The sequence below is a fragment of the Alkalicaulis satelles genome (genome assembly GCF_008630495.1).
Lineage (GTDB): Bacteria > Pseudomonadota > Alphaproteobacteria > Caulobacterales > Maricaulaceae > Oceanicaulis > Oceanicaulis satelles.
In genome coordinates, this window is the sequence record NZ_VWOJ01000004.1 from 74,716 (window position 1) to 95,656 (window position 20,941).

Annotated in this window: 16 protein-coding genes; 11 read left to right on the forward strand and 5 right to left on the reverse strand. The window is 65.6% G+C overall.

Translation table 11 applies throughout. The features are described from left to right. Positions 1-33: 33 nt before the first annotated feature. Positions 34-1,215, reverse strand: coding sequence for a hypothetical protein (locus F1654_RS11955; RefSeq protein WP_150023792.1), 1,182 nt, complete (start codon positions 1,213-1,215; stop codon positions 34-36). 332 nt (positions 1,216-1,547) lie between these two features. On the opposite strand from F1654_RS11955, the gene F1654_RS11960 reads away from it, so the two are divergent. Then, positions 1,548-3,794, forward strand: coding sequence for a TonB-dependent receptor (locus F1654_RS11960; RefSeq protein ID WP_233205277.1), 2,247 nt, complete (start codon positions 1,548-1,550; stop codon positions 3,792-3,794). A gap of 297 nt (positions 3,795-4,091) precedes the next feature. After that, positions 4,092-6,527, forward strand: coding sequence for a TonB-dependent receptor (locus F1654_RS11965; protein ID WP_150023793.1), 2,436 nt, complete (start codon positions 4,092-4,094; stop codon positions 6,525-6,527). Between the two features lie 114 nt (positions 6,528-6,641). Here the strand turns inward: F1654_RS11965 and aceB are convergent, their stop codons facing one another. Both aceB and aceA read right to left on the reverse strand, forming a co-directional pair. Next, positions 6,642-8,240, reverse strand: a complete 1,599-nt coding sequence (aceB, locus tag F1654_RS11970) for a malate synthase A (protein WP_150023794.1) — start codon at positions 8,238-8,240, stop codon at positions 6,642-6,644. Positions 8,241-8,331: 91 nt separating this feature from the next. Further along, the gene (aceA, locus tag F1654_RS11975; protein ID WP_150023795.1) at positions 8,332-9,624 is read right to left on the reverse strand and encodes an isocitrate lyase; all 1,293 of its coding nucleotides are present in this window, start codon (positions 9,622-9,624) and stop codon (positions 8,332-8,334) included. A gap of 137 nt (positions 9,625-9,761) precedes the next feature. Here aceA and F1654_RS11980 point away from each other — a divergent pair, with 137 nt between their 5' ends. From F1654_RS11980 to F1654_RS11995, 4 genes are all read left to right on the forward strand, one after another. Further along, a complete protein-coding gene (locus F1654_RS11980) occupies positions 9,762-11,162 on the forward strand; it encodes a helix-turn-helix domain-containing protein (protein WP_150023796.1) in 1,401 nt (466 codons plus the stop codon). Positions 11,163-11,231: 69 nt separating this feature from the next. Then, positions 11,232-12,377, forward strand: a complete 1,146-nt coding sequence (locus tag F1654_RS11985; RefSeq protein WP_150023797.1) for a BON domain-containing protein — start codon at positions 11,232-11,234, stop codon at positions 12,375-12,377. Between the two features lie 3 nt (positions 12,378-12,380). After that, entirely contained in the window at positions 12,381-12,857 is a 477-nt protein-coding gene (locus F1654_RS11990; RefSeq protein WP_150023798.1) for a helix-hairpin-helix domain-containing protein, read from the forward strand. A gap of 56 nt (positions 12,858-12,913) precedes the next feature. Next, a complete protein-coding gene (locus F1654_RS11995) occupies positions 12,914-14,761 on the forward strand; it encodes an alpha/beta hydrolase (RefSeq protein WP_199200566.1) in 1,848 nt (615 codons plus the stop codon). Positions 14,762-14,774: 13 nt separating this feature from the next. Here F1654_RS11995 and aguB read toward each other — a convergent pair whose 3' ends face one another. Together aguB and F1654_RS12005 are read right to left on the reverse strand one after the other, a co-directional pair. Further along, positions 14,775-15,608: an N-carbamoylputrescine amidase gene (gene aguB, locus F1654_RS12000; protein ID WP_150023800.1), complete on the reverse strand. Its 834-nt coding sequence runs from the start codon at positions 15,606-15,608 to the stop codon at positions 14,775-14,777. A gap of 81 nt (positions 15,609-15,689) precedes the next feature. Continuing rightward, positions 15,690-16,286 (reverse strand): tetratricopeptide repeat protein, encoded by a 597-nt coding sequence (locus F1654_RS12005; RefSeq protein ID WP_150023801.1) that lies wholly within the window; start codon positions 16,284-16,286, stop codon positions 15,690-15,692. A 237-nt stretch (positions 16,287-16,523) separates the two neighbouring features. Here F1654_RS12005 and coxB point away from each other — a divergent pair, with 237 nt between their 5' ends. The 5 genes from coxB to F1654_RS12025 are packed head-to-tail and all read left to right on the forward strand — an operon-like array spanning position 16,524 to position 20,848. Beyond that, on the forward strand, positions 16,524-17,390 hold the full coding sequence (coxB, locus tag F1654_RS12010; protein ID WP_150023802.1) for a cytochrome c oxidase subunit II: 867 nt from the start codon (positions 16,524-16,526) through the stop codon (positions 17,388-17,390). A 14-nt stretch (positions 17,391-17,404) separates the two neighbouring features. Further along, positions 17,405-19,024 carry a cytochrome c oxidase subunit I gene (gene ctaD, locus F1654_RS12015; protein ID WP_150023803.1) on the forward strand — a complete coding sequence of 540 codons (1,620 nt, stop codon included), beginning with the start codon at positions 17,405-17,407 and terminating at the stop codon, positions 19,022-19,024. A 36-nt stretch (positions 19,025-19,060) separates the two neighbouring features. Beyond that, a complete protein-coding gene (locus F1654_RS12020) occupies positions 19,061-20,086 on the forward strand; it encodes a heme o synthase (RefSeq protein ID WP_233205278.1) in 1,026 nt (341 codons plus the stop codon). Positions 20,087-20,090: 4 nt separating this feature from the next. Beyond that, complete coding sequence (locus F1654_RS13940; RefSeq protein WP_199200567.1) at positions 20,091-20,261, forward strand: hypothetical protein; 171 nt, start codon at positions 20,091-20,093, stop codon at positions 20,259-20,261. Next, the gene (locus tag F1654_RS12025; RefSeq protein WP_150023804.1) at positions 20,258-20,848 is read left to right on the forward strand and encodes a cytochrome c oxidase assembly protein; all 591 of its coding nucleotides are present in this window, start codon (positions 20,258-20,260) and stop codon (positions 20,846-20,848) included. Before F1654_RS13940 ends, F1654_RS12025 begins: the two co-directional genes overlap by 4 nt. Positions 20,849-20,941 lie beyond the last annotated feature (93 nt).

Here is a 20,941-nt window from a genome sequence, read left to right on the forward strand (position 1 = left end):
AGGGTAGGGCGGGCGTCCCCTGGCGGCAAGCCTTCAGGCCGCGCGCGCCAGCAAGCCGGCCCGGCTGAGATGATAGGGCGCGCGCGGCTCTCGAAACACGCCGATAGAGGGGCCGCTGAGCAGGCGGGCGGACGATCGGGCGGCGAGGCGCACTTCTTCCCAGCTGTTGAGATTGTCCAGATAGGTTTCCAGTCCCGCCCTTCGCGCCAGGGCGATAAAGCGCTCCAGATCGGTGCGTATGGCGGCCTCTGATCCGGTCGGGAAATCGGTTCCGATCAGGGCCGGCGACATCTCGGCGTAGGGGGCTAGGGACAGGGCGTCGGAGCGGGCATGGATGAACAGCTTGCCTGCGTGCTGGGCGATGATGCGCCCGGTCTCGGCCAGCGCGGCCAGGGGCGCATCCGCCGGCGCGCCGTCCAGCCGCACCCAGATCATGGCGCGCAGGGCAGGCGCCAGGGTGGACAGGCGCGTGACATAGTCTGAACGCAGGCGCGGCTGGCTGAGGCTGTCATATCCTGCCGGAATGATCAGTGCGCAGCGCGATCCGGCGCTGATCAGGCTTTCCAGGCTGCGCACCGCGCGCTCAAGCACCATCACATCCAGCGCCAGACGGGTTTCGGGCTTGCGCGCCCCGCGCAGGATATCGCCATTGACCAGCCAGCTCCGGCTGTCCTTGTTCAGGCGGCGCGCGCGCAACATGAAACCGCCGACAGCCTCCTTGCGCGCATCCCAGACCGGCATGTAATCGAGCATGTCGATGCCCAGGACATCCTTGGCCTGTTGCGGCCCCTGCGCCGTCCTGACCGGCTCAGGTTCGGTCTCGGCCTGTGAGCGCGCCAGCGCTTCTTCGAATTCGGACAGGGAAAGCTTTTCCGAGCTGGCCGCCACCTTCAGGTCCGCCAGCTCCTTGTCGCCCAGAAAGAATGTCTCAAGCTCGGTGCGGATTTTTGTGGTCAGCCGGTGCGCCGGACCGCCGGTGAGCGCCTTGAAGATCACCAGATAACCGGTAGCGCACGGAATGATCAGATCGTCTTCTGCAATCCGGCGCTCGATAATGGTGCGCGAGGCCAGGAAGGCGCGCTCGCGCAATTGCGGCCAGAGCGCTCCGGCCGCTTCGCGCACCGGCTCCAGATTGACGAACTGATAGCGCCCCACATCGACATGATCGACACTGGCCAGATGGCATTTCAGCAGCTGCATCACTTCGTCATGCATGGTCGCGCTCCCGCCGGCGGGGCCGGGCGGGTGGAGTATGGCGCGCCACATCTTGTCAGATGGTAAGCGTGGCCGCTTCACGAAATTTCGCAGCTGCAGCAATATTTATCCGATTATAGCGCAAGTGCAGCAAATCGTGGACGTGTTTAGCATGCAACAGTTTTATAAATTCTGATTCAAAATCATACAAAGAGACGTTTTACGCCAAGCATCCGGACCTTGGCGTATTTGCAAATGCTTCAGGCGCGGCCATGATGGGCCTCAAGCGGCGGGCAGCCGCAGGCAGGCGGCAGGGGGCGCAGCGCCGGGCCGCCAATGGGGAGGACAGAATCATGCACTCACGTATGACGCGCGTGGCGATCCTGCTGGCGGCGGTTTCGCCGCTGGGGCTCGGGGCGCCGGCTCTGGCTGAAACCGCGCAAGCTGAACAAGCAGAAGAGGGGCAGGCCCAGAGCGCGCAATCGGTCTTGCGCGACGTGATCACGATCACCGGCACCAAGCGCCCTGGCGGGGTGGACGTACAGGAGGCCCCCGTGGCGGTCACCGCCTATTCAGGCGAACAGCTGGACGCCCTGCAGTTCCAGGACCTGTCCTCGCTGAGCTATATCATGCCCAATGTGCAGCTGGAGGATATCGGCACCGCGCCGGGCATCGCCAATTTCACCATTCGCGGCATTGGCATCAACAGCTCCATACCCAGTGTCGACCCCACGGTGGGCGTGTTCATTGACGGTGTCTATCAGGGCATCAATGCCGGGCTGGTGTTCGACAATTTCGACCTGGAAGGCATCGAGGTGCTGCGCGGGCCGCAGGGCATTCTGTTCGGGCGCAATGTCACCGGCGGCGCGGTTCTGATCCGCACCACCGCGCCCAGCGAGGACCCGAGCCTCAATGCTCGCTTCGGGGTGGAGACCGGCCCGCGCTATACCGCGTCCGCTGTGCTGAACGGTCCGCTGGCCGAAGGCTTTTCGGCCAAGCTGGCGGTGTATCATTCCAAGGATGAGGGCTGGTTCACCAACGAATTTGACGGCTCCAGCCACGGCGCCTCACGCACCTGGGTGGTGCGCCCGGCGGTGGCCTGGCGTCCCAATGACGATTTCGAACTGATCGTGCGCGGCCAGTATTCGAAAAACACCGGTGACGGTCCGGCAGGACAGAACCATGTCAATGGCGCCGGCATAGGCGGCCTGTTTGACCGCAACAGCTTCCGCTTCTCCATCGATGAGCCGGGCGAGTATAGCAATACGGCCTACAGCGTCACGGCTGAAGCCAATCTGCGTGTGGACTTCGGCGACGGCACCATCACCAATATCTTCGGCTGGCGCGATGTGGAAGGCTCGTCCACCAGCGATATCGACGCCACGCCCGGCTTCCTGTTCCATGCGGACGCGTCGAACCTGCAGGACCAGTGGTCGAACGAGCTGCGCTATGCGGGCGTGTTCAATAATGTCGATGTCACCACCGGGGTGTTCTATTTCGATCAGACCATCAACTATGTCGAGCGCCGCCGGCTGCTGGGCGGGGCCTCGGTGCCGATCGGCGGCGGTTATATCGATCATATGACCTGGGGCGCGTTCGCCCAGTTCGATATCCACACCACGGACCGGCTGACGATCAATCTGGGCGGGCGCTATTCCTATGAGCGCAAGCGCGCGCGCATCCAGGCGCTCTTGCCTGGCGCGCCGTGTGTCGTGGGATCGGGCTGCACCGTGCCCACGGGGGGGGCGGGCGTGTTTGAGGATACCGATTCCTGGACCTCCTTCGCGCCCAAGGTCGGCCTGCAATATGATCTCGGCGATGACAGCCAGCTCTACGCCTTCTGGACCCGCGGTTTCCGCTCGGGGGGCTATAATCTGCGCAATACTGACCCGACCTTTGCGCCGGGCCCGTATGACCAGGAGCAGGTGGATTCCTTTGAGGCCGGTATGAAATCAGATTTCCTGGACGGCGCGCTGCGTGTGAATGCGGCGGCCTTCTGGAACGAGATTTCCGACATGCAGCGCGAGGTCAACCTGCCGAGCGCGGCGACCGGCGTGGTGCAGCTGATCCAGAACACGGCCGACGCCCGCATTCGCGGCTTCGAGGTGGAGGCGCGCGCCTTCCTGTCTGAAAACTTCATCATCCATGGCCAGCTCGGCTATCTGGACGGGGAGTACAAGCGCGTGCTGTTCGATCTGAACGGCGATGGGGTGATCGATGATGCGGATCTGGCGCTCGATATCCCCCGGCTGGCGCCGTGGACCTATGGCGTCGGCGCCATCTATGACACCCCGCTCGACAACTGGGGCGGCGCCAATCTGACCGCTTCGGTGAGCTATAATTTCCGCGACCGCAACGCCTATACGGACAATAATCTCGGCTTCTTCGATTCCGCCGGGATCCTGGATGCGTCCGTGGCGCTGGGCTTCCATGACGGCGGCACGGTTCTGTCCTTCTACGGCAAGAACCTCACCAATGAGGTGACTTTCGGCGGCGACACCCAGCTGCCCGCCATGCTGGGACCCGTCCCGCTTGGCGGCACGTTCTCGCCGCTCAACAAGGGCCGGGTTTACGGCGTGGAGCTGCGCTTCCGCCGCTAACCGGCAGACTGAAACCGGCACAGACCGGTCAGGGAGGAAGAACGCCCGGTTTTTCGAGAGGAGAGCCGGGCGTTCGCCGTTTCACGGTCACGCCGCCCGGCGTGGCCCGGATGCAACAGTTATATAAATTGCTCCGCCATGACTGGCATTGATGGCATATAAAGTCATCTCGCAGCTGCGAGTGCTGGTTCAAAATCGTCTACAAATCAGCCACTGTACAACACATCAAAGAATGTTGCGCTGCAGCATTGCTGCTGATCTCACAGACAGCAACACGCATCAGGAGGATCCCGAAGTATGACCCAACGCCTTTCGAAAGCCTGCCTCTTCGCCGCTGTGTCCTCTATGGCCCTGTCGGGTGCGGTATACGCGCAGACCGACACGGAGGGCGCCAGCGACCGCCGCACCATCGACGTCGTCACCGTGACGGCCCAGCAGCGCCAGCAATCAGCGCAAGACGTGCCGATCTCCCTGGGCGCCTACGGTGCAGAAGAGCTGCGCGCGGCCGGCGTGCAGGACATCAAGGACCTGATCTCCATCTCGCCGGGCCTGATGGTGACCTCGACCCAGGCCGAGACCATCACCACGGCGCGTATTCGCGGCATCGGCACTGTGGGCGACAATTTCGGCCTTGAGAGCTCGGTGGGCGTCTATATCGACGGCGTGTTCCGCGCCCGTAACGGTGTGGGTTTCTCTGATCTGGGCGAGCTGGAGCGCATCGAAGTGCTGCGCGGCCCGCAAGGCACGCTGTTTGGCAAGAACACCTCTGCAGGCGTGCTCAACGTGGTCACCGCATCGCCGGAATTCGAATTCGGCGGCTCGCTGCAGGGCGAGTTCGGCAATTTCGATTACCGCCGCTATTCAGGCCACCTGACCGGCCCGATCGGCGACACACTGGCGGTGCGCCTGTTCGCAGCTGTGGGCGAGCGTGACGGCTTTACGAACCTGACCGTGCGTGAGCCGGGCGGGACCCGCGAAACAGATTCTGAAACCAACAACTACTACACCTTCCGCGCTCAGGCGCTGTGGGCGCCGAGCGACATGGTCGAAGGGCGCTTCATCGCCGATTACACCCGCCGCAATGAGTTCTGCTGCTCGGCGGTGCAATGGCAGACCGCCCCCGGACCGGCCGCGCTGATCGGCGCGGTGGGCGGCCAGGTTCTGAACCCGGCCGATCCGTCCGAGCGCCGCGCCTTCGCCAATCGTGAATACCAGCAGCAAGTCACCGATTACGGCTTCTCGGCCGAGTTCGACATCGAGATGCCGATCGGCACGCTGACCACGATCACGGCCTGGCGCGACTGGCGCAACCAGCGCACCCAGGACATCGACTTCACCTCCGCCGACATCGCCTACCGGGCCGATGGCAACTCCACCAACGTCACCCGCTTTGACCAGGAAATCCGCCTGACCGGCGTGACCGGCGATCTGGACTGGCTGGTGGGCGGCATCATCTCCCACGAGGACCTGACGCTGAACGACGCCATCCGCTTCGGCGCGGACTGGGAGGTCTATCTGGGCCTGGCCGCCTCGAACGGGGCTGATCCGCTCTTCATCTCCAACACCCTCAATGCTGTAGCCGGTGGTCCGCTGTTCGCTCCGGGCCAGGCCCTGCCGGGCGGGTCGGGCGTGAACCAGGACGTCTATAACCAGACCTCCACCAGCTGGGCGCTGTTCACGCACAACACCTACCAGCTCACCGACCAGCTCGCGATCACGGGCGGCTTGCGCTACACCAACGAGAACAAGCGCGTCTTCGCCACCTTTGACACCAGCCCGGTGCCCGGTTGCGCCTTCCTTGAAACCGTGTTCGGCGCCGATCCGATCGCGGGTTCGGCGGGCACGCCGCTGGCCGGCCTGGTTCCGCTGATCTGCCTGCCCTATGCGCGCACCGGTCTGGACGCCACCGGCTATGACCGTTCGCGCACCGATGAGGAAATCTCCGGCACGATCCGCGCCACCTATGACGTCAATGACGATGTCATGGTCTATGCGGGCTTCTCGCGCGGCTTCAAGGCGGGCGGCTTCAACCTGGACCGTGAATTCAACGGCCCGGTGTCGGGCGGTTCGTTCACCGATTCCGACAGCTCCTTCCTGCCCGAAACCATTGATGCGTGGGAGATCGGCTTCAAATCGCAATTGTTCGGCAATGTGCTGCAGCTCAACGGCAACGCCTTCTATCAGGAAGTCACCGACTTCCAGCTGAACACCTTCACCGGGCTGGCCTTCGTGGTTCAGAACATCCCGGAGATCGAGGCGCGCGGCGTGGAGCTTGACTTCACCTGGGCCACCCCGATCGAGGGTCTGGATATTTCCGGCGGCTACGCTCACGTGCGCGCCCGCTATGGCAATACGCCGGACACGCCGGCCAATCTGGCCGGCCGCAATATCTCGCTCTCACCGGAGAATTTCGTCACCGGTCAGGCGCTCTACTCCCAGCCGATCGCCGACAATCTCCTGTTCCGGGCCGCTGTCGACGCCCGCTGGGTGTCTGAATACAACACCGGTTCGGACCTGGCGCCGGGCAAGGAGCAGCCTGCCTTCACCATGGTCAATGGCCGTGTGGGCCTGGGCTCGCTGGACGGGCGCTGGAATGTGGAGCTCTGGGGCCGCAACCTGACCGACGAGACCTATGTGCAGGTCGCGTTCGACCAGTTCGCCCAGACCGGCACGTTCGGCGGCTTCCTGGGCGCGCCGCGCACCTGGGGCGTCACCTTGCGCACCGAATGGTAGGCGGTCAGACCTGAACCGGGCCGCAAGGCCCGGAGCAGGGATCAAAGAGAAAGGCCGGGTCCTGACGGGCCCGGCCTTTTTCATGCGCCGATCATTTCAGCAAGACGGACAGGCTCAGGCTTCCCTGACCTTCTCATAGGCGGGCAGGGTGAGGAATTCCTCGAACCCGTCGGACAGGGCCAGCGTCTCCAGAATCGACGCGGCCTCGTCGAACCGGCCCTCACGCCAGGCATTGGCGCCCAGTTCGGCCTTGATGGCCTCTGAAGCGGCCTTGATCACGGCGCTGACGCGTCCTGCGTCAATCACCCGACCGTCATCGGTCTTCGCGCCATGCACGCGCCACTGCCAGAGCTGGGCGCGGCTGATCTCGGCGGTGGCGGCGTCTTCCATCAGATTATGGATCGGCGCCGCGCCGCGTCCCTGCAGCCAGGAGGCGATATAGCGGATCGCCACATCGGCGTTGCCGGTCAGCCCGGCTTCGGTAATCGCGCCCTCGCACGGGGCCAGCAGGGCCTGGCGGTCCTCGGTGAGATCGCCTTGACTGGACAGCTGGTTGGGGCCGGGCATGACCGCATCGAAAGCGGCGCGCGCCACCGGCGCCAGCGCCGGGTGCGCCACCCAGGCGCCGTCATGGCCCAGGCCCGCCTCGCGCGTCTTGTCCGCCTTCACCCGCTCCATCGCCGCATCATTGGCCGCTTCATCGCCCTTGACGGGGATGAAGGCGCTCATCCCGCCCATGGCGTGGGCGCCGCGCCGGTGGCACACGGCGATGAGCCGTTTGGCATAGGCCGCCATGAAGGGCGCGGTCATGGTCACCTGGGCGCGGTCGGGCAGGATGCGGCCCGGGTCGCCCTTCTGGCGCTTGATATAGCTGAAGATATAGTCCCAGCGCCCGGCATTGAGCCCGGTGATGGACTGGCGCAGCTCCCACAGGATCTCGTCCATCTCGAACACCGCCGTGATGGTCTCGATCAGCACGGTGACCCGCACGGTTCCAGGCTTGATGCCCAGCGCCGTCTCGCAATGGCGGATGACCAGCGCCCACAGGCGCGCCTCGAACCGCGTCTCCAGCTTGGGCAGATAGAAATACGGTCCCGTGCCGCGCCGGGCGAGTTCGGCGTGGTTATGGACCAGAAACAGCACGAAATCGAAAAACGCGCCCGCCACCGGCGCGCCATCCACGCGCACATGGGCCTCATCGAGATGCAGGCCGCGCGCGCGCACGATCAGCACGGCCGGATCGTCCTTGAGCGCATAGGACTTGCCATTGGCCGGATCGGTGAAAGCGATGGTGCGGTGGACCGCGTCGCGCAGATTGATCTGGCCCTCCACCATATTGGTCCAGCTGGGCGTAGAGGCGTCCTCGAAATCGGCCATGAAGCATTTCACGTCCGCATTGAGGGCGTTGATCACCATCTTGCGGTCCACCGGCCCGGTGATCTCCACGCGCCGGTCCTGAAGGTCAGCCGGAGCCGGGGGCACAGTCCAGGCGCCGGCGCGGATGGCAGCGGTTTCGGCCGGAAAATCCAGCCGTTCCTCACCGGCGTCCAGCCGGGCCTGACGCGTCTCGCGCTCGGCCAGCAGACGCTGGCGTTCGCCGTCAAAGCGCCGGTGCACGTCAGCGAGCAGAGCCAGGGCGTCAGCAGTCAGGATTGAGTCGAAACCGGGGTGCATTGCGCCATGAATGGCGACGCCGTCGGGCAGAGTGTTCATCAATTCATCCGTTCTTTCGGCTGCAAATCAAAGCAGCGCCCGGACCCGGCGCCAAGCCGGATCCGGGCGCACAAAGCGTCCCCCCGGACGCCTATTCTGCGGCGGGTTTGAACTGGTCGGTTTCGGTGCTCTCGCCCATGGCGGTGGTGGAAGCCGCGCCGCCCGACAGGGTCATGTTGACCAGGTCGAAATAGCCCGTGCCCACTTCGCGCTGGTGGCGCGTGGCGGTGTAGCCGTCCTTCTCGGCGCCGAACTCGGCCTGCTGCAGCTCCGAATAGGCGCCCATGCCGCGGTCGCGATAGCCGCGGGCCAGCTCGAACATGCCGTAATTGAGCTGGTGGAAGCCGGCCAGTGTGACGAACTGGAACTTGTAGCCCATGGCGCCCAGCTCGCGCTGATAGGTCTCGATGGTGGCCTTGTCCAGGTTCTTCTCCCAGTTAAACGAGGGCGAGCAGTTATAGGCCATCATCTTGCCCGGATAGGCTTTCTGGATCGCCTCGGCGAAGCGGCGCGCCTCGTCCAGATTGGGCTTGGAGGTCTCCCACCACAGAAGGTCGGCGACCTTGGCGTAAGCCAGACCGCGCTTGATGCAGTGCTCCACGCCCATGCCGGGTTTTAGCCGGTAGAAGCCTTCGGGCGTGCGCCCGGCGTCATAGTCGATGAATTCGTGGTCGCGCTCGTCAATGTCGGAATTGATCAGCGTGGCCGATTCCGCATCGGTGCGCGCCACGGTGATCGTGGGCACGCCCATCACGTCGGCGGCCAGGCGCGCGGCGTTCAGATTGCGCTCGTGCTGGCTGGTGGGGATCAGCACCTTGCCGCCCAGATGCCCGCACTTCTTCTCGGCGGCCACCTGGTCTTCGAAATGCACGCCCGAAGCGCCCGCCTCGATGAAGGCGCGCATGATTTCATAACAGTTGAGCGTGCCGCCAAACCCGGCTTCGGCGTCGGCCACGATGGGCGCGAACCAGTCGCGGCTCGCCTTGCCGCTCTCGGCGACCTCGATCTGGTCGGCGCGCTGGAGCGTGCGGTTGATCTTGCGCGCCAGCTCCGGGGCGGAGTTGGCCGGATAGAGCGACTGGTCGGGATACATGGCGCCGGCGGTGTTGGCGTCAGCGGCCACCTGCCAGCCCGACAGATAGATCGCTTTCAGCCCCGCGCGCACCATCTGCATGGCCTGATTGCCCGACAGGGCGCCCAGCGCGTTGATATAGGGCTCGCTGTTGAGCAGCTCCCAAAGCTTGGCCGCGCCGCGCTCGGCCAGCGTGTGGGAGACATGCACCGAACCGCGCAGGCGCAAAACGTCCTCGGGGCTGTAATTGCGGGTGATGCCGTCAAAGCGCCCCGGGGCGGCGGCGGGTACGAGATCGTAGAAGCTGGTCATGTCACATCCCTCATGAGAAAATCTGTGGGGATGTAGACAGGCGCCCATGCAGCGGTCGACAGGGCTTGGCATAAAAAGGAGAAACAGCGTATACACATGGAATGTGTAAGCATGTCATTATGTAAAGAAAGTGACAAATGGCCGAGGCGCTGGAAAAGCTGTTCGCCGGGGCGCGCCTGCGCCGCCTGCGCCGGGACATGGGCCAGAGCCAGGCCCAGTTCGCCGAGAGCCTGGGCGTGTCGGCGAGCTATCTCAACCTGCTCGAACGCAATCAGCGCCCGGTGACGGCGCGCGTGCTGCTGGCGCTGGCGGAAGCCTTTGACATTGATGTGCGCGCCTTCGCCGCCGAGAGCGACCGGCAATTGCTGGCCGATCTTAAGGAGGCCGCGTCTGACCCCGTCCTGAAAGGCGCCGATCTCGACCAGCGCGACCTGACCGATCTGGCTGACGCCCATCCGCGCGCCGCCGAGGCGCTGGCGCGGCTATACCAGGCCTATCGCGAGACCAGCGCGGCGGCCGCCGATCTCGCTTTGCGCGCCGAGGAGGGCTTGTCCGGGACGGGTCTGTCGGCGCTGGAAGAGGTGCGCGATGCGCTCGACGCGGCGCAGAATCATTTCCCGTCCCTGGAGACCGGCGCCGAGGCGCTGCGTGCGGATCTGCCCGAAGCGGTGTCGCTGGAGGCGGCGCTGGCCGCGCGCCTGAAATCGGCTCATGGCGCGGCGGTGCGCGTTTATGATGACAGCGTGATGGCGGGCGCGCTGCGCCGCTATGATTTCCACGCCCGCAAGCTCCTCTTGAGTGATCTGCTCTCGCCCTCGGCGCGCGCCTTTCATATTGCCGTGACGCTGGTGCAGCTGGAGATGGGCGAGGCGCTGGATGCGGAAGCCGCGCGCCCGCCGGGCCTCAGCGCCGAGGCGCGCGCGCTCTACCGGGCGAGCCTGGCCAATTACGCCGCGGCCGCCGTGCTCATGCCCTATGACGCGTTTTTCAGGGCCGCTGAGAGCGCGCGCTATGACATGGACGTGCTGCGCCGGCGCTTCTCGGCCAGTCATGAACAGGTCTGCCACCGGCTGACCACGCTCAACCGGCCCGGCGCGCGCGGCATCGCCTTTTTCATGATCCGGGTGGACCAGGCCGGCAATATCGCCAAGCGCTTTGGCGGCGGGGTGCTGGCCTTCGCCCGTTCCGGCGGGGGCTGCGTGCGCTGGCGCCTGCATGACGCCTTCCGCGCCACCGAGCGCGTGCATGTGCAGGGGCTGGAATTGCCCGATGGCGCACGCTTCATCTCCATCGCGCGCGCGGTCAGCCGGGCCCTGCCCGATGGCGGTTCGGCCCTGTCGGCGATTGCGGTGGGCTGTGACGCCAAGGAGGCCGGGCGCCTGGCCTATGCGCCGGCGGATTTCACGCCGGTGGGCCTGTCCTGCCGTCTGTGCGAACGCAGCGATTGCGCCGAACGCGTGCTGCCGCCCTTGCAGAAGTCCTTGCGGATCGATCCCCATGTGCGCGGCGCCGCACCCTTCGCTTTTGCACAAGACTAGCCTTCGCCCGCGCCGCGCAGGCGTGTATGGTCGTCTCACAACAGCTTCGATTCCGGAAAATTGCTCCCCATGCTCTCTCCCCGCCGCAAGACCGCACTGATCGCGCTGGCCGGTTTTATCGTACTGGGCGTATTGGCGATTCACACCAGCCCCATGTCCGCCGGCAATCTCGAAGCGCGCCTGCAAACGAGCGCCCAGGCCGCGCTGGAGCGCGTGCGCGATGATGGCTGGGCTCAGGTGTCCATGAATGGCCAGGTGGCCACGCTCACAGGCCGCGCCCCCAGCCGCGAGGCGCGCGAGCGCGCCCTGGCCGCCGTATCGCGCTCGACATGGGCGGGCGGAGTGGTGGCGGGCGGCGTCACGCGCGTCATCGACGAGACCCGGCTGGCCAGCCAGGATGATGAATTCTCCCTGCGCGCTGATCTGGTCAGCCGCCGCCTGGTGCTGCGCGGCCACGCCCCGGACGCCGAGGCGATCGCGCGTCTGCGCGCCCATGCCGAGGACCGGTTTCCCAATGGCGCGCGGGTGGATCTGGTGCTGGCGCCTGGCGCTGCGCCTGAAGGCTGGGAGCGGGCCGCGCGCTTGATGCTCACCGAACTGGCGCGCATGGAATCGGGCGCCGGGCTGATCCGCCGCGACCGCCTGGCCCTGACCGGTCATGCCGGCAACGCCCAGACGGTCAACGCCATCCGCGCCGCCATCTCGGTGGCGCCGGGCGCCTTCCGCACTGAAGTGCTGGTGCGCACCGATGGCGGCGGTTTCGACCGCACGGTGCGCGACGCCCAGCTGTGCGAGATGCTGGTCACCGGCGCGCTGGGGCTGGAGGCCATCGCCTTCACGCCCGGCACCGCGCGCTTTGTGTCCAATAATCGCAGCCTGCATAGCGCGCGCCGCGCAGGCCAGGCGTTTGCCGCTTGCGCGGATGTGGTTCTGTCTGTGGCGGTGCGCGCCGAGGCCGATAATGATGAGGCGGAGGCGCTGGCCCTGGCCCAGGCGGAAACTGTCATTGCGGCCATGGCCGGGGGCGGGGCGGATGCTGATCGTATGAGCGCGCTGGCTCTGCCGTCCGAAGCGCCCGAGCGCCTGGGCTTTATTGCGTCCTCGACCGCCCCGGCGGCGCCCGATGAGGAAAGCGCGGCTGACCGCGAAGATGACGGCGAAGATGACGGTGAAGATGACGGCGAAAACGGCGAAGACCAAACGGAAGGGAATTGATTCATGCTCTGGCTGATCTGGGAAATGTGGATTTTGCTGGCGCTGTTCTTCGCCGCCGGCGTGATCGCGGGCTGGGTGGTGCGCGGACGCTCCGACGAGGCGGCCGCCCCGGCGCCGCGCCAGCTCGGCTTCGCCACCCGCATGGATGGCCGCCCCGATGGCGATGAGCCCGCCGCGGCGGATGCGGCCCCTGCGGCTGAATCGGAACCGGCGCCGGACGCTGCGCCCGCCCCCCGGGCCGCGCCTGATGCACAGCCCGCCAGCCCGGAACCAGCCGCTGCGGGTTCAGATGATCTCACCGCCATTCGCGGGCTCGGCCCCAAGGCGGCGGAAAAACTGGCGGAGGCGGGCGTGACCCGCTACGCCCAGATCGCCGCCTGGAGCGAGGCGGACGTGGCGCGCTTTGACGAAGTCCTCAACGCCCGCGGCCGCATCGCCCGCGATGGCTGGGTGGATCAGGCCAAGGCCCTGGCGGGGTAGGGGCTCAAGCCCAGAGGTTTGGGCGGGACTTGGCTATGCCGACATTAAAATCAGGCATGGCGTTTCTGACTGCGGCCACACTGTCTGTTGCCGCCTGCAGCGGGCCTGACCGCGCGTCTGCGCCTGATTTGTGCTCGGCCGGGCGCCTGGCGCTTGATGGCGAGGGGCGGCTTGGCGTGCTCAGCGCCGGGGGGCGGCTTTACCGTGAAGATCATGATGGCGGCTATCGAGTTCTGGCTACGTCCGCCACGGAGTTTGTGTTCCAGCCGTCCGGCGGACTGATCTATTCATCCGTTGACGAAGGCGTGGTGTTTGTCGGCGCACGCGGCGCGCGGCGCTTGGCGCATCCAGACCCTGTTGACGGGTCTGTCCTGTGGCTTTGGGCCGCCTCGCCTGAAGACGGGCCGTGGCCTTTGCTCCATCAATCGGACGACGCCGAGCTCTTCATGCCGCCTGATGGCGGCCCGGAAATTCTGGTTTCAAGATCACGCACGCGCCATCTGACTCGCTTGGAGGCGGCTGGCCAGGGGCGTTTGAGGCAATCACCTCGCCTGGATTTGCCAGTCAGCGGCGCCGCTTTCCCTCTGCCCGGTGAGGACGGCGTCCTGATCGTGTCCGCATCAGAAGACGTTTACCGCTTTGTGATCCATGACGCTGGCGGAGCACACGAGATCGCGGCCTGGCCCAGCACGCCAGAGGCTTGGCTGGGCCAGGCGGGCTGGAACGGCTGGCCCGCCCGCCATGAGGGCCGGTCAGGCATTCTTCTGTCGGGCGGCTATCCATCGGACGGAACGGTGCGCCCGCTCATCTTCGCCAGCCGTAGCGGGCTCAGCGTTATCATGCCGCGTTCGGGCCGGCCTGTATCCTTACCGGTTGTGACGGCCGGGCGAGAGCTGGCCGGGCTGTTATCGCTGGATCTTCCCGCGCGGGTGGAAGGGTTAGCTGAGGGGAGTGGCTTTGACGCCCTGTCAGACTGGATCAGCCAGACCGGCTTCCAGCTGGCCAGGCTGTCGGCGGCGCGCGCCGATGGCCCCTACCTGCTGACCGGCTTTGCGCAGGGCCATAAGCGCATTGTGCGTGTCACCCATGAAGACGGCGCCATCAGGGAAGAGCGTCTGGCCCAATGCCGGCCGCGCGCGCCTGTCAGCGAAGTGCGCACCGTCACGCCGGAGGGGCAGACATTGACGCACTACCGGCTCGCGCCAGAGCCCTCGGCCGCGTCGCGTGATCTGGACGGCGTCGTGGTGGTGCATGTGCATGGCGGGCCGTCTGCACGCGCCTATCCGGAGCTGCCATGGTTTTTTGAGCGTCTGGTGAGTCAGGGCGCTCTGGGTTATGGCGCCAATTACCGGGGCAATACTGGCTTTACACGCGAGATCGAGGGATTGGCGGAGCCCCTCTGGACCGTGGGGCACATGGTTGAAGACGTACGTGCGGTGCTCGATCAGGCGCGCCGCGACAATCCCGGACGTCCGGTGATCCTGCTTGGTGACAGTTTTGGCGCCTATCTCATCCTGCAACTGCTCATCGCCGGGGGCGGCGCGGACATCGATGGCGTGGTGCTGTTCGCCAGCTTTCCCGGATATGAAGCCGGCATGGCGGCTATCGAAGGCCAGTGGGACGTGCCGGTTCTGGAAGCGTTCGAGCTGCGCCGGGATGCGCTCAGCGACGGATTCTGGGCCGCGCTGGAAACGGCGCCGCTCGATCAGCTGCCCGTGGTGTTCGTGCATGGAACGGCCGATACGGTCACAAGCTGGCTGTCCGCCTTCAGCATGGCCCAACGCCTTGACGCCAATCCGGGTGCCTGCATGACCTGGCGCACCGTGACGGATGCCGGACATGGCGACATACCTTCAGGCGCCATCCTTGAAGCCGTGATCATCGCCGCCAAGGGGTGTGAGTAAGCGCAGTAGCGCCCTACAGATACAACTCCGTCCGCCGGTCGCGGAAGAAGCCCCAGGCGGCGCGGTGGGTGTCCAGGAAGCGGCGGTCGAAGCTGGCGGCGAGCACGCCGGTTTCGCTGCGGCCCAGTTCCGCCTTCACCTCGCCGGTATGGTCGCAGATGAAGCTGGTGCCGTAAAAGCGCTGGCCGTCCTCGTCGCCGGTGCGGTTGGCTGCGCCCACCGGGATCACATTGCTCACCGCATGGCCCTGCATGGCCCGGCGCCAGCGCGCGGCGGTGTCCAGGCTGTCATCATGGGGTTCTGAGCCGATGGCGGTGGGATAGAGCAGGACCTCGGCGCCCAGAAGCGTCATGGCGCGCGCGCTTTCGGGGAACCACTGATCCCAGCAAATGCCCACGCCCACCCGTCCGAAGCGCGTGTCCCAGACCTTGAAGCCGGTGTCGCCGGGGCGGAAATAATACTTCTCCTGATAGCCCGGCCCGTCGGGGATATGACTCTTGCGGTAGACGCCCATCGCCTTGCCGCCCGCGTCCAGCATCACCAGCGAATTGTAATAGCGCGGCCCCTCGCGCTCGAAGATCGAGACGGGGATGGCCACATCCAGCTCGGCCGACAGCGCCTGCATGGCGGTGACGCACGGGTGCTCCATGGCCGGATAGGCGTGGGCGAACCAGCGCTCCTCCTGGGTCTTGCAGAAATAATGGGTCTGGAAGAGCTCGGGCGGCAGGATCACCTGCGCGCCCTGGCCGGCGGCCTCGCGCACCAGCTCCGAGACCGTCTTGATGTTCTCATCCATGTCGAGGCTGAACGCGCTCTGCAGGACGGCGATGCGGATGGTGTCGCTCATGGACCCGAACTCACTGGCAAGCTGATGGGGCGCGCACGCCTAGCATGGCGCGCGCATGCGGTCATCTGGCGTGATCCTGGCTCAGCTGGCGCCCTGATGGCGTGTGAAGCGGGCGGGCTGGGCGGCCAGCAGAGCGTTGTCCGGGTCCAGGCGCGCGGCTTCGGCATAGGCCTCATAAGCCTCGTCATAACGCCCGGCGCGCTCCAGGGCGATGGCGGTGTTGAATGTCACCAGTGACCGGTCTGCGCCCCGCTCGCCCGCCTCGCGGGCCGCCTCGATGGCGCCGGTAGAATCACCGGCGCGGATTCGCGCCGCCGACAGGCTGAGCCAGGCGCTGGCCAGATCGGGATCATATTGCACAGCCTGTTCGAGATCCTCGTGCGCAGGGCCCACATTATTGCGCTTGAGCGCGATCACGCCGCGATTGGTCAGCGCACGGGCGCGGGCCGAGGACGTCTGGCCGGGGGCGCGCAGCACAAGATCACATGCGCCCAGGGCGCGCGCCGGCGGGGCGCTGGCGTGAGCGGCTGATTCGCACTCGGCGCGCGCGGAATCCAGCGCCGGATCGCTTGCCTGATGGGCCTGGGCGAGGGCGGAGGCGCTGGCCGCCGCACACAGGGCGCCGGCGGCCATCGCCATGGTGATCGGGCGAAGCGGCGAGCGGGCGGGCGTGGTCATGTGATTATCCTTCCGGGCATGCGCCAGGGCGCGGCGAATAGGCGCAGGCTAGCAAAGCCCAGAGCCGCGGGCCAGCGCAGTCAGGGGCGTTGCGGGCTGAAAAAACAATGGCCATTGCGGCAAAAAGGCGCTTATACCGCGCTGACAGCGCGTGCATCGGGTTCTATATTCCGCCGCGCTGACCGGGGGTCTGGTGACGGGCCTGCGTCGTGACACAATCAAGTTCTCGGGGGAACCATGCGTTTCTCGGCTCTACTGGGCGCCCTTGCCGCCTTTGTCTGTTTTTCAGCCGCCGCCTCGGCGACCATTATCGGCGCGCCGGTGGACGGGGCCCTTGGCTTCCAGCCGTCGGCCACGCCGATCATGGATCAGATCTATGAGTTCCACGGCATATTGCTGGTGATCATCACGGCGATCTCGCTGTTCGTGCTCGGCCTGATCATCTGGGTGATCGCGCGCTATCGCGAGAAATCCCATCCCGAGCCGAAGAAGTTCAGCCACAACACCACGGTGGAAGTGGTCTGGACGCTGGTTCCGGTGCTGATCCTGGTGCTGATCGCCATCCCCTCCTTCCGCCTGCTCTACGCTCAGGACGTGATCCCGGAGGCGGACTTCACCATCAAGACCACGGGCAATCAGTGGAACTGGACCTACGAATACCCTGACCATGGCGGGTTCGAGTTCGTGTCCAACATGGTTGAGGCCGAGGATATCGCCGGCCACCCCTTCGCCGCGCTGCGCAATCTGACCACCGATGTTCCGGTGGTGGTCCCGGTTGATGCGGTGGTGCGCGTGCAGGTGACGGCCTCTGACGTGATCCACTCCTGGGCCGTGCCTTCGTTCGGCGTGAAGATGGACGGCATACCCGGCCGGCTGAACGAGACCTGGTTCCAGGCCACCCGCGAGGGCATCTATTTCGGGCAATGCTCGGAGATTTGCGGCCTGCGCCACGCCTTCATGCCCATCGAGGTGCATGTGGTGCCCCAGGAGGTGTTCGACGCCTGGGTGGAGGCTTCGCAGGATGATCCCTATGAAGCCCCGCAGGTGCTCGCCGCCTATTACGATTCCGTGCGCGCTGACGCGCAACTGGCCTCCGCCCGCTAGGGAGAGCAAGAGACATGTCCTCGACCATCGCCGACCATCACGACGATCACACGCCCAGCATGTGGGACTGGAAGCGCTGGGTCTATTCGACCAACCACAAGGACATCGGCACGATGTACCTGGTCTTCGCGATCATCGCGGGGGTCATTGGCGGCGCCATGTCCGGCCTGATCCGCTGGGAGCTCGCCGAGCCGGGCGTCCAGGTCTTCACCGGCGGCTTCTGGGGCAATGAACATAACTACAACGTCATCGTGACGATGCACGGCCTGATCATGATCTTCTTCATGGTCATGCCGGCCATGATCGGCGGGTTCGGCAACTGGTTCGTGCCTTTGATGATCGGCGCGCCGGACATGGCGTTCCCGCGCATGAACAATATTTCGTTCTGGCTCCTGCCCTTCTCCTTCGCCCTTCTGCTGATGAGCATGTTCGTGCCCGGCGTGGGCGGCGATTACGGCTTTGGCGGCAGTTGGGTGATGTATCCACCGCTATCCACCTCAGGCCATAACGGGCCGGCCTTCGATCTGGTGATCCTGTCGCTGCACATCGCCGGCGTCAGCTCGATCCTGGGCGCCATCAACTTCATCACCACGATCTTCAACATGCGCGCGCCGGGCATGACCCTGCACAAAATGCCGCTGTTCGTGTGGTCGATCCTGGTGACGGCCTTCCTGCTGCTGCTGGCGGTGCCGGTGCTGGCGGGCGCGCTGACCATGCTGCTCACCGACCGGAATTTCGGCACCACCTTCTTCGACCCGGCCGGCGGCGGCGACCCGGTGATGTTCCAGCACCTGTTCTGGTTCTTCGGCCACCCGGAAGTCTACATCCTGATCCTGCCGGGCTTCGGCATGGTCTCCCACATCGTGTCCACCTTCTCGCGCAAGCCCGTGTTCGGCTATCTGGGCATGGCCTACGCCATGGTCGCGATCGGCTTTATCGGCTTCATCGTGTGGGCCCACCACATGTACACCGTGGGCATGGACGTCAATCTGAAGGCCTATTTCGTGGCCGCGACCATGATCATTGCGGTGCCCACCGGCATCAAGATCTTCTCCTGGATCGCCACCATGTGGGGCGGCTCGCTCACCTTGCGCACCCCCATGCTGTGGGCCATCGGCTTCATCTTCCTGTTCACCGTGGGCGGCGTGACCGGCGTGGTGCTGGCCAATGCGGGCGTGACCACCTCCCTGCACGACACCTATTACGTGGTGGCCCACTTCCACTACGTGCTGTCGCTGGGCGCGGTGTTCGCGATCTTCGCCGGCTTCTACTACTGGTTCGAGAAGATCTGGGGCGTGAAGTACAATTCCTTCCTCGCCCGGGCCCAGTTCTGGCTGTTCTTCATCGGCGCCAACGTGATCTTCTTCCCGCAGCACTTCCTGGGCCTGCAGGGCATGCCGCGGCGCTATGTCGATTACGTGGACGGCCAGGCCTTCTGGAACCTGGTGTCCTCGTGGGGCTATGTGATCATGGCCGTGGGCATGCTGGTGTTCTTCGTCCTGCTGATCGAGGCGGCGGTGCGCCGGCGCCCGGCCGAGGCCAATCCGTGGGGCGAGGGCGCCACGACGCTGGAGTGGACCCTGTCCTCTCCGCCGCCCTTCCACCAGTTCAATGAGCTGCCGCGCATCAAATAGCGGCGGTTCGCAAACCCTAAACGAAAAGGCGCTCCCTTGACCGGACCCGCCATACGCCTTGGAGAGGGCGGCGCTACAGACGCAGCGCCGCCCGAACCGTCCCTCGCCGGCGCGGCTGCGCCCGCGGTTGGCGGCATCGGCGACTACATCGCCCTGATGAAGCCGCGCGTCATGGCGCTGGTGGTGTTCACCGGCCTGGCCGGCCTTGTCGCCGCGCCTGTGGCGATGCATCCGCTGGCGGCGGCGGTGGCGATCTTGTGCATCGCGATCGGGGCGGGCGCAGCGGGCGCCTTCAACATGGCCTATGACGGCGATATCGACGCGGTGATGAAGCGCACCCGGCGCCGTCCGGTGCCCACGGGCCGCATCCCGGCGTCCGAAGCCTACGCTTTTGCGGGCGTGATGAGTCTGGCCTCTGTGCTGCTGATGGCGTTGGCAGCCAATTATGTGGCGGCGGGCCTTCTGGCCTTCTCCATCTTCTTCTACTGCGTCATCTACACGATGTGGCTCAAGCGCTCGACGCCCCAGAATATCGTCATTGGCGGCGCGGCGGGCGCGTTTCCGCCGGTGATCGGCTGGGCGGCGGCCACCGGGTCGGTGAGTCTGGATGCGCTGATCCTGTTCGCCATCATCTTCCTGTGGACGCCGCCCCATTCCTGGGCGCTGGCGCTCTACAAGTCGGGCGATTACGCAGCGGCGGGCGTGCCCATGATGCCGGTGGCGCGCGGGGCCGGATCCACCCGTTTCCAGATCCTGGTCTATACCGGGCTCTATCTGGCCGCCACCGCCGGTCCGCTGGCAACGGGGCTGGGCGGATGGATTTATGCGGCGGCCATGGTAGGCGGCGGCGCGCTGTTCGCGCTTCTGGCCGTGCGGGTCTATCTGTCGAAAGCGGGCGAGACCGCCAGCGCCGAGGACGCGCTCTATGCGGTGCGTGCGGGCGACAAGTCGGCCCGCGACCTTTTCGCCTATTCCATCGCCCATCTGGCGCTGCTATTCGCCGCCTTGCTCGCCGAGCATGGCGCGGGCGCGCATGTGGCGCTGCCCGGTCTTGCAGGTTAGAGCCATGAATGACGAGCGCGAGCCGGACACCGTCCGGCTGACCCCTGAAGAAGAGGCCGCCCGCAAGCGGCGCAATCTGGCCATTGCGCTCGGCCTTGGCGCCTTCATCGTGCTGATCTTTCTGGTCACGATGGTGCGCCTGACCACAAGCTGGAATACCGGAGTGACAGGATGAAACCGACGAAAGCCATCGCTGCCGCCTTCAACCGGCTCGACCGCAATGCGCGCGTGGTGGTGATCTGCGCCTCGGTGGTGGCCTCCATGGCGGGCCTGGCCTACGCCTCGGTGCCGCTTTACGACCTGTTCTGCCGGGTGACCGGCTATGGCGGCACCACCCAGGTGGCCCAGTTCGACGCCGGCCAGATCCTGGATCGCGAAGTGACGGTGCGCTTTGACGCATCGCGCGCGCGTGATTTCCCGCTGGAGTTCGAACCGCTGCAGCGCTCCATGCGCGTGCGCGTGGGCGAGACCGCGCTGGCCTTCTACCGGGTGACCAACACCACTTCGGAGCCGGTCACGGGGATTGCGAGCTATAATGTGGCGCCGTTCAAGACCGGGCCGTATTTCGCCAAGCTGGAATGCTTCTGCTTCACCGACCAGACCATTCCTGCGGGTGAAACCATGGACATGCCGGTGATCTTCTTTGTGGACCCCCAGATGGATGGCGAGCGCACCATGGATGATGTTCAGACCATCACCCTGTCCTATACATTCTGGCGGTCCGGCGATTCGCGCGCCTGGGAGACTGCGGACGCGTCCTGACATTGGCCTGAAACAGCCCGTCAGGGGCGATTGATGACCGGCGATGCCGGGGCTATACACCGCGCAAGAGCGCTCTTGCGTTGACTGAGTTCG

What these genes read in the sequence shown, in the direction of transcription:
- F1654_RS11955 (WP_150023792.1), bottom strand. Translation starts at nt 1,215, where the DNA reads ATGCATGACGAAGTGATGCAGCTGCTGAAATGCCATCTGGCCAGTGTC.
- F1654_RS11960 (WP_233205277.1), top strand. Translation starts at nt 1,548, where the DNA reads ATGCACTCACGTATGACGCGCGTGGCGATCCTGCTGGCGGCGGTTTCG.
- F1654_RS11965 (WP_150023793.1), top strand. Translation starts at nt 4,092, where the DNA reads ATGACCCAACGCCTTTCGAAAGCCTGCCTCTTCGCCGCTGTGTCCTCT.
- aceB (WP_150023794.1), bottom strand. Translation starts at nt 8,240, where the DNA reads ATGAACACTCTGCCCGACGGCGTCGCCATTCATGGCGCAATGCACCCC.
- aceA (WP_150023795.1), bottom strand. Translation starts at nt 9,624, where the DNA reads ATGACCAGCTTCTACGATCTCGTACCCGCCGCCGCCCCGGGGCGCTTT.
- F1654_RS11980 (WP_150023796.1), top strand. Translation starts at nt 9,762, where the DNA reads ATGGCCGAGGCGCTGGAAAAGCTGTTCGCCGGGGCGCGCCTGCGCCGC.
- F1654_RS11985 (WP_150023797.1), top strand. Translation starts at nt 11,232, where the DNA reads ATGCTCTCTCCCCGCCGCAAGACCGCACTGATCGCGCTGGCCGGTTTT.
- F1654_RS11990 (WP_150023798.1), top strand. Translation starts at nt 12,381, where the DNA reads ATGCTCTGGCTGATCTGGGAAATGTGGATTTTGCTGGCGCTGTTCTTC.
- F1654_RS11995 (WP_199200566.1), top strand. Translation starts at nt 12,914, where the DNA reads ATGGCGTTTCTGACTGCGGCCACACTGTCTGTTGCCGCCTGCAGCGGG.
- aguB (WP_150023800.1), bottom strand. Translation starts at nt 15,608, where the DNA reads ATGAGCGACACCATCCGCATCGCCGTCCTGCAGAGCGCGTTCAGCCTC.
- F1654_RS12005 (WP_150023801.1), bottom strand. Translation starts at nt 16,286, where the DNA reads ATGACCACGCCCGCCCGCTCGCCGCTTCGCCCGATCACCATGGCGATG.
- coxB (WP_150023802.1), top strand. Translation starts at nt 16,524, where the DNA reads ATGCGTTTCTCGGCTCTACTGGGCGCCCTTGCCGCCTTTGTCTGTTTT.
- ctaD (WP_150023803.1), top strand. Translation starts at nt 17,405, where the DNA reads ATGTCCTCGACCATCGCCGACCATCACGACGATCACACGCCCAGCATG.
- F1654_RS13940 (WP_199200567.1), top strand. Translation starts at nt 20,091, where the DNA reads ATGAATGACGAGCGCGAGCCGGACACCGTCCGGCTGACCCCTGAAGAA.
- F1654_RS12025 (WP_150023804.1), top strand. Translation starts at nt 20,258, where the DNA reads ATGAAACCGACGAAAGCCATCGCTGCCGCCTTCAACCGGCTCGACCGC.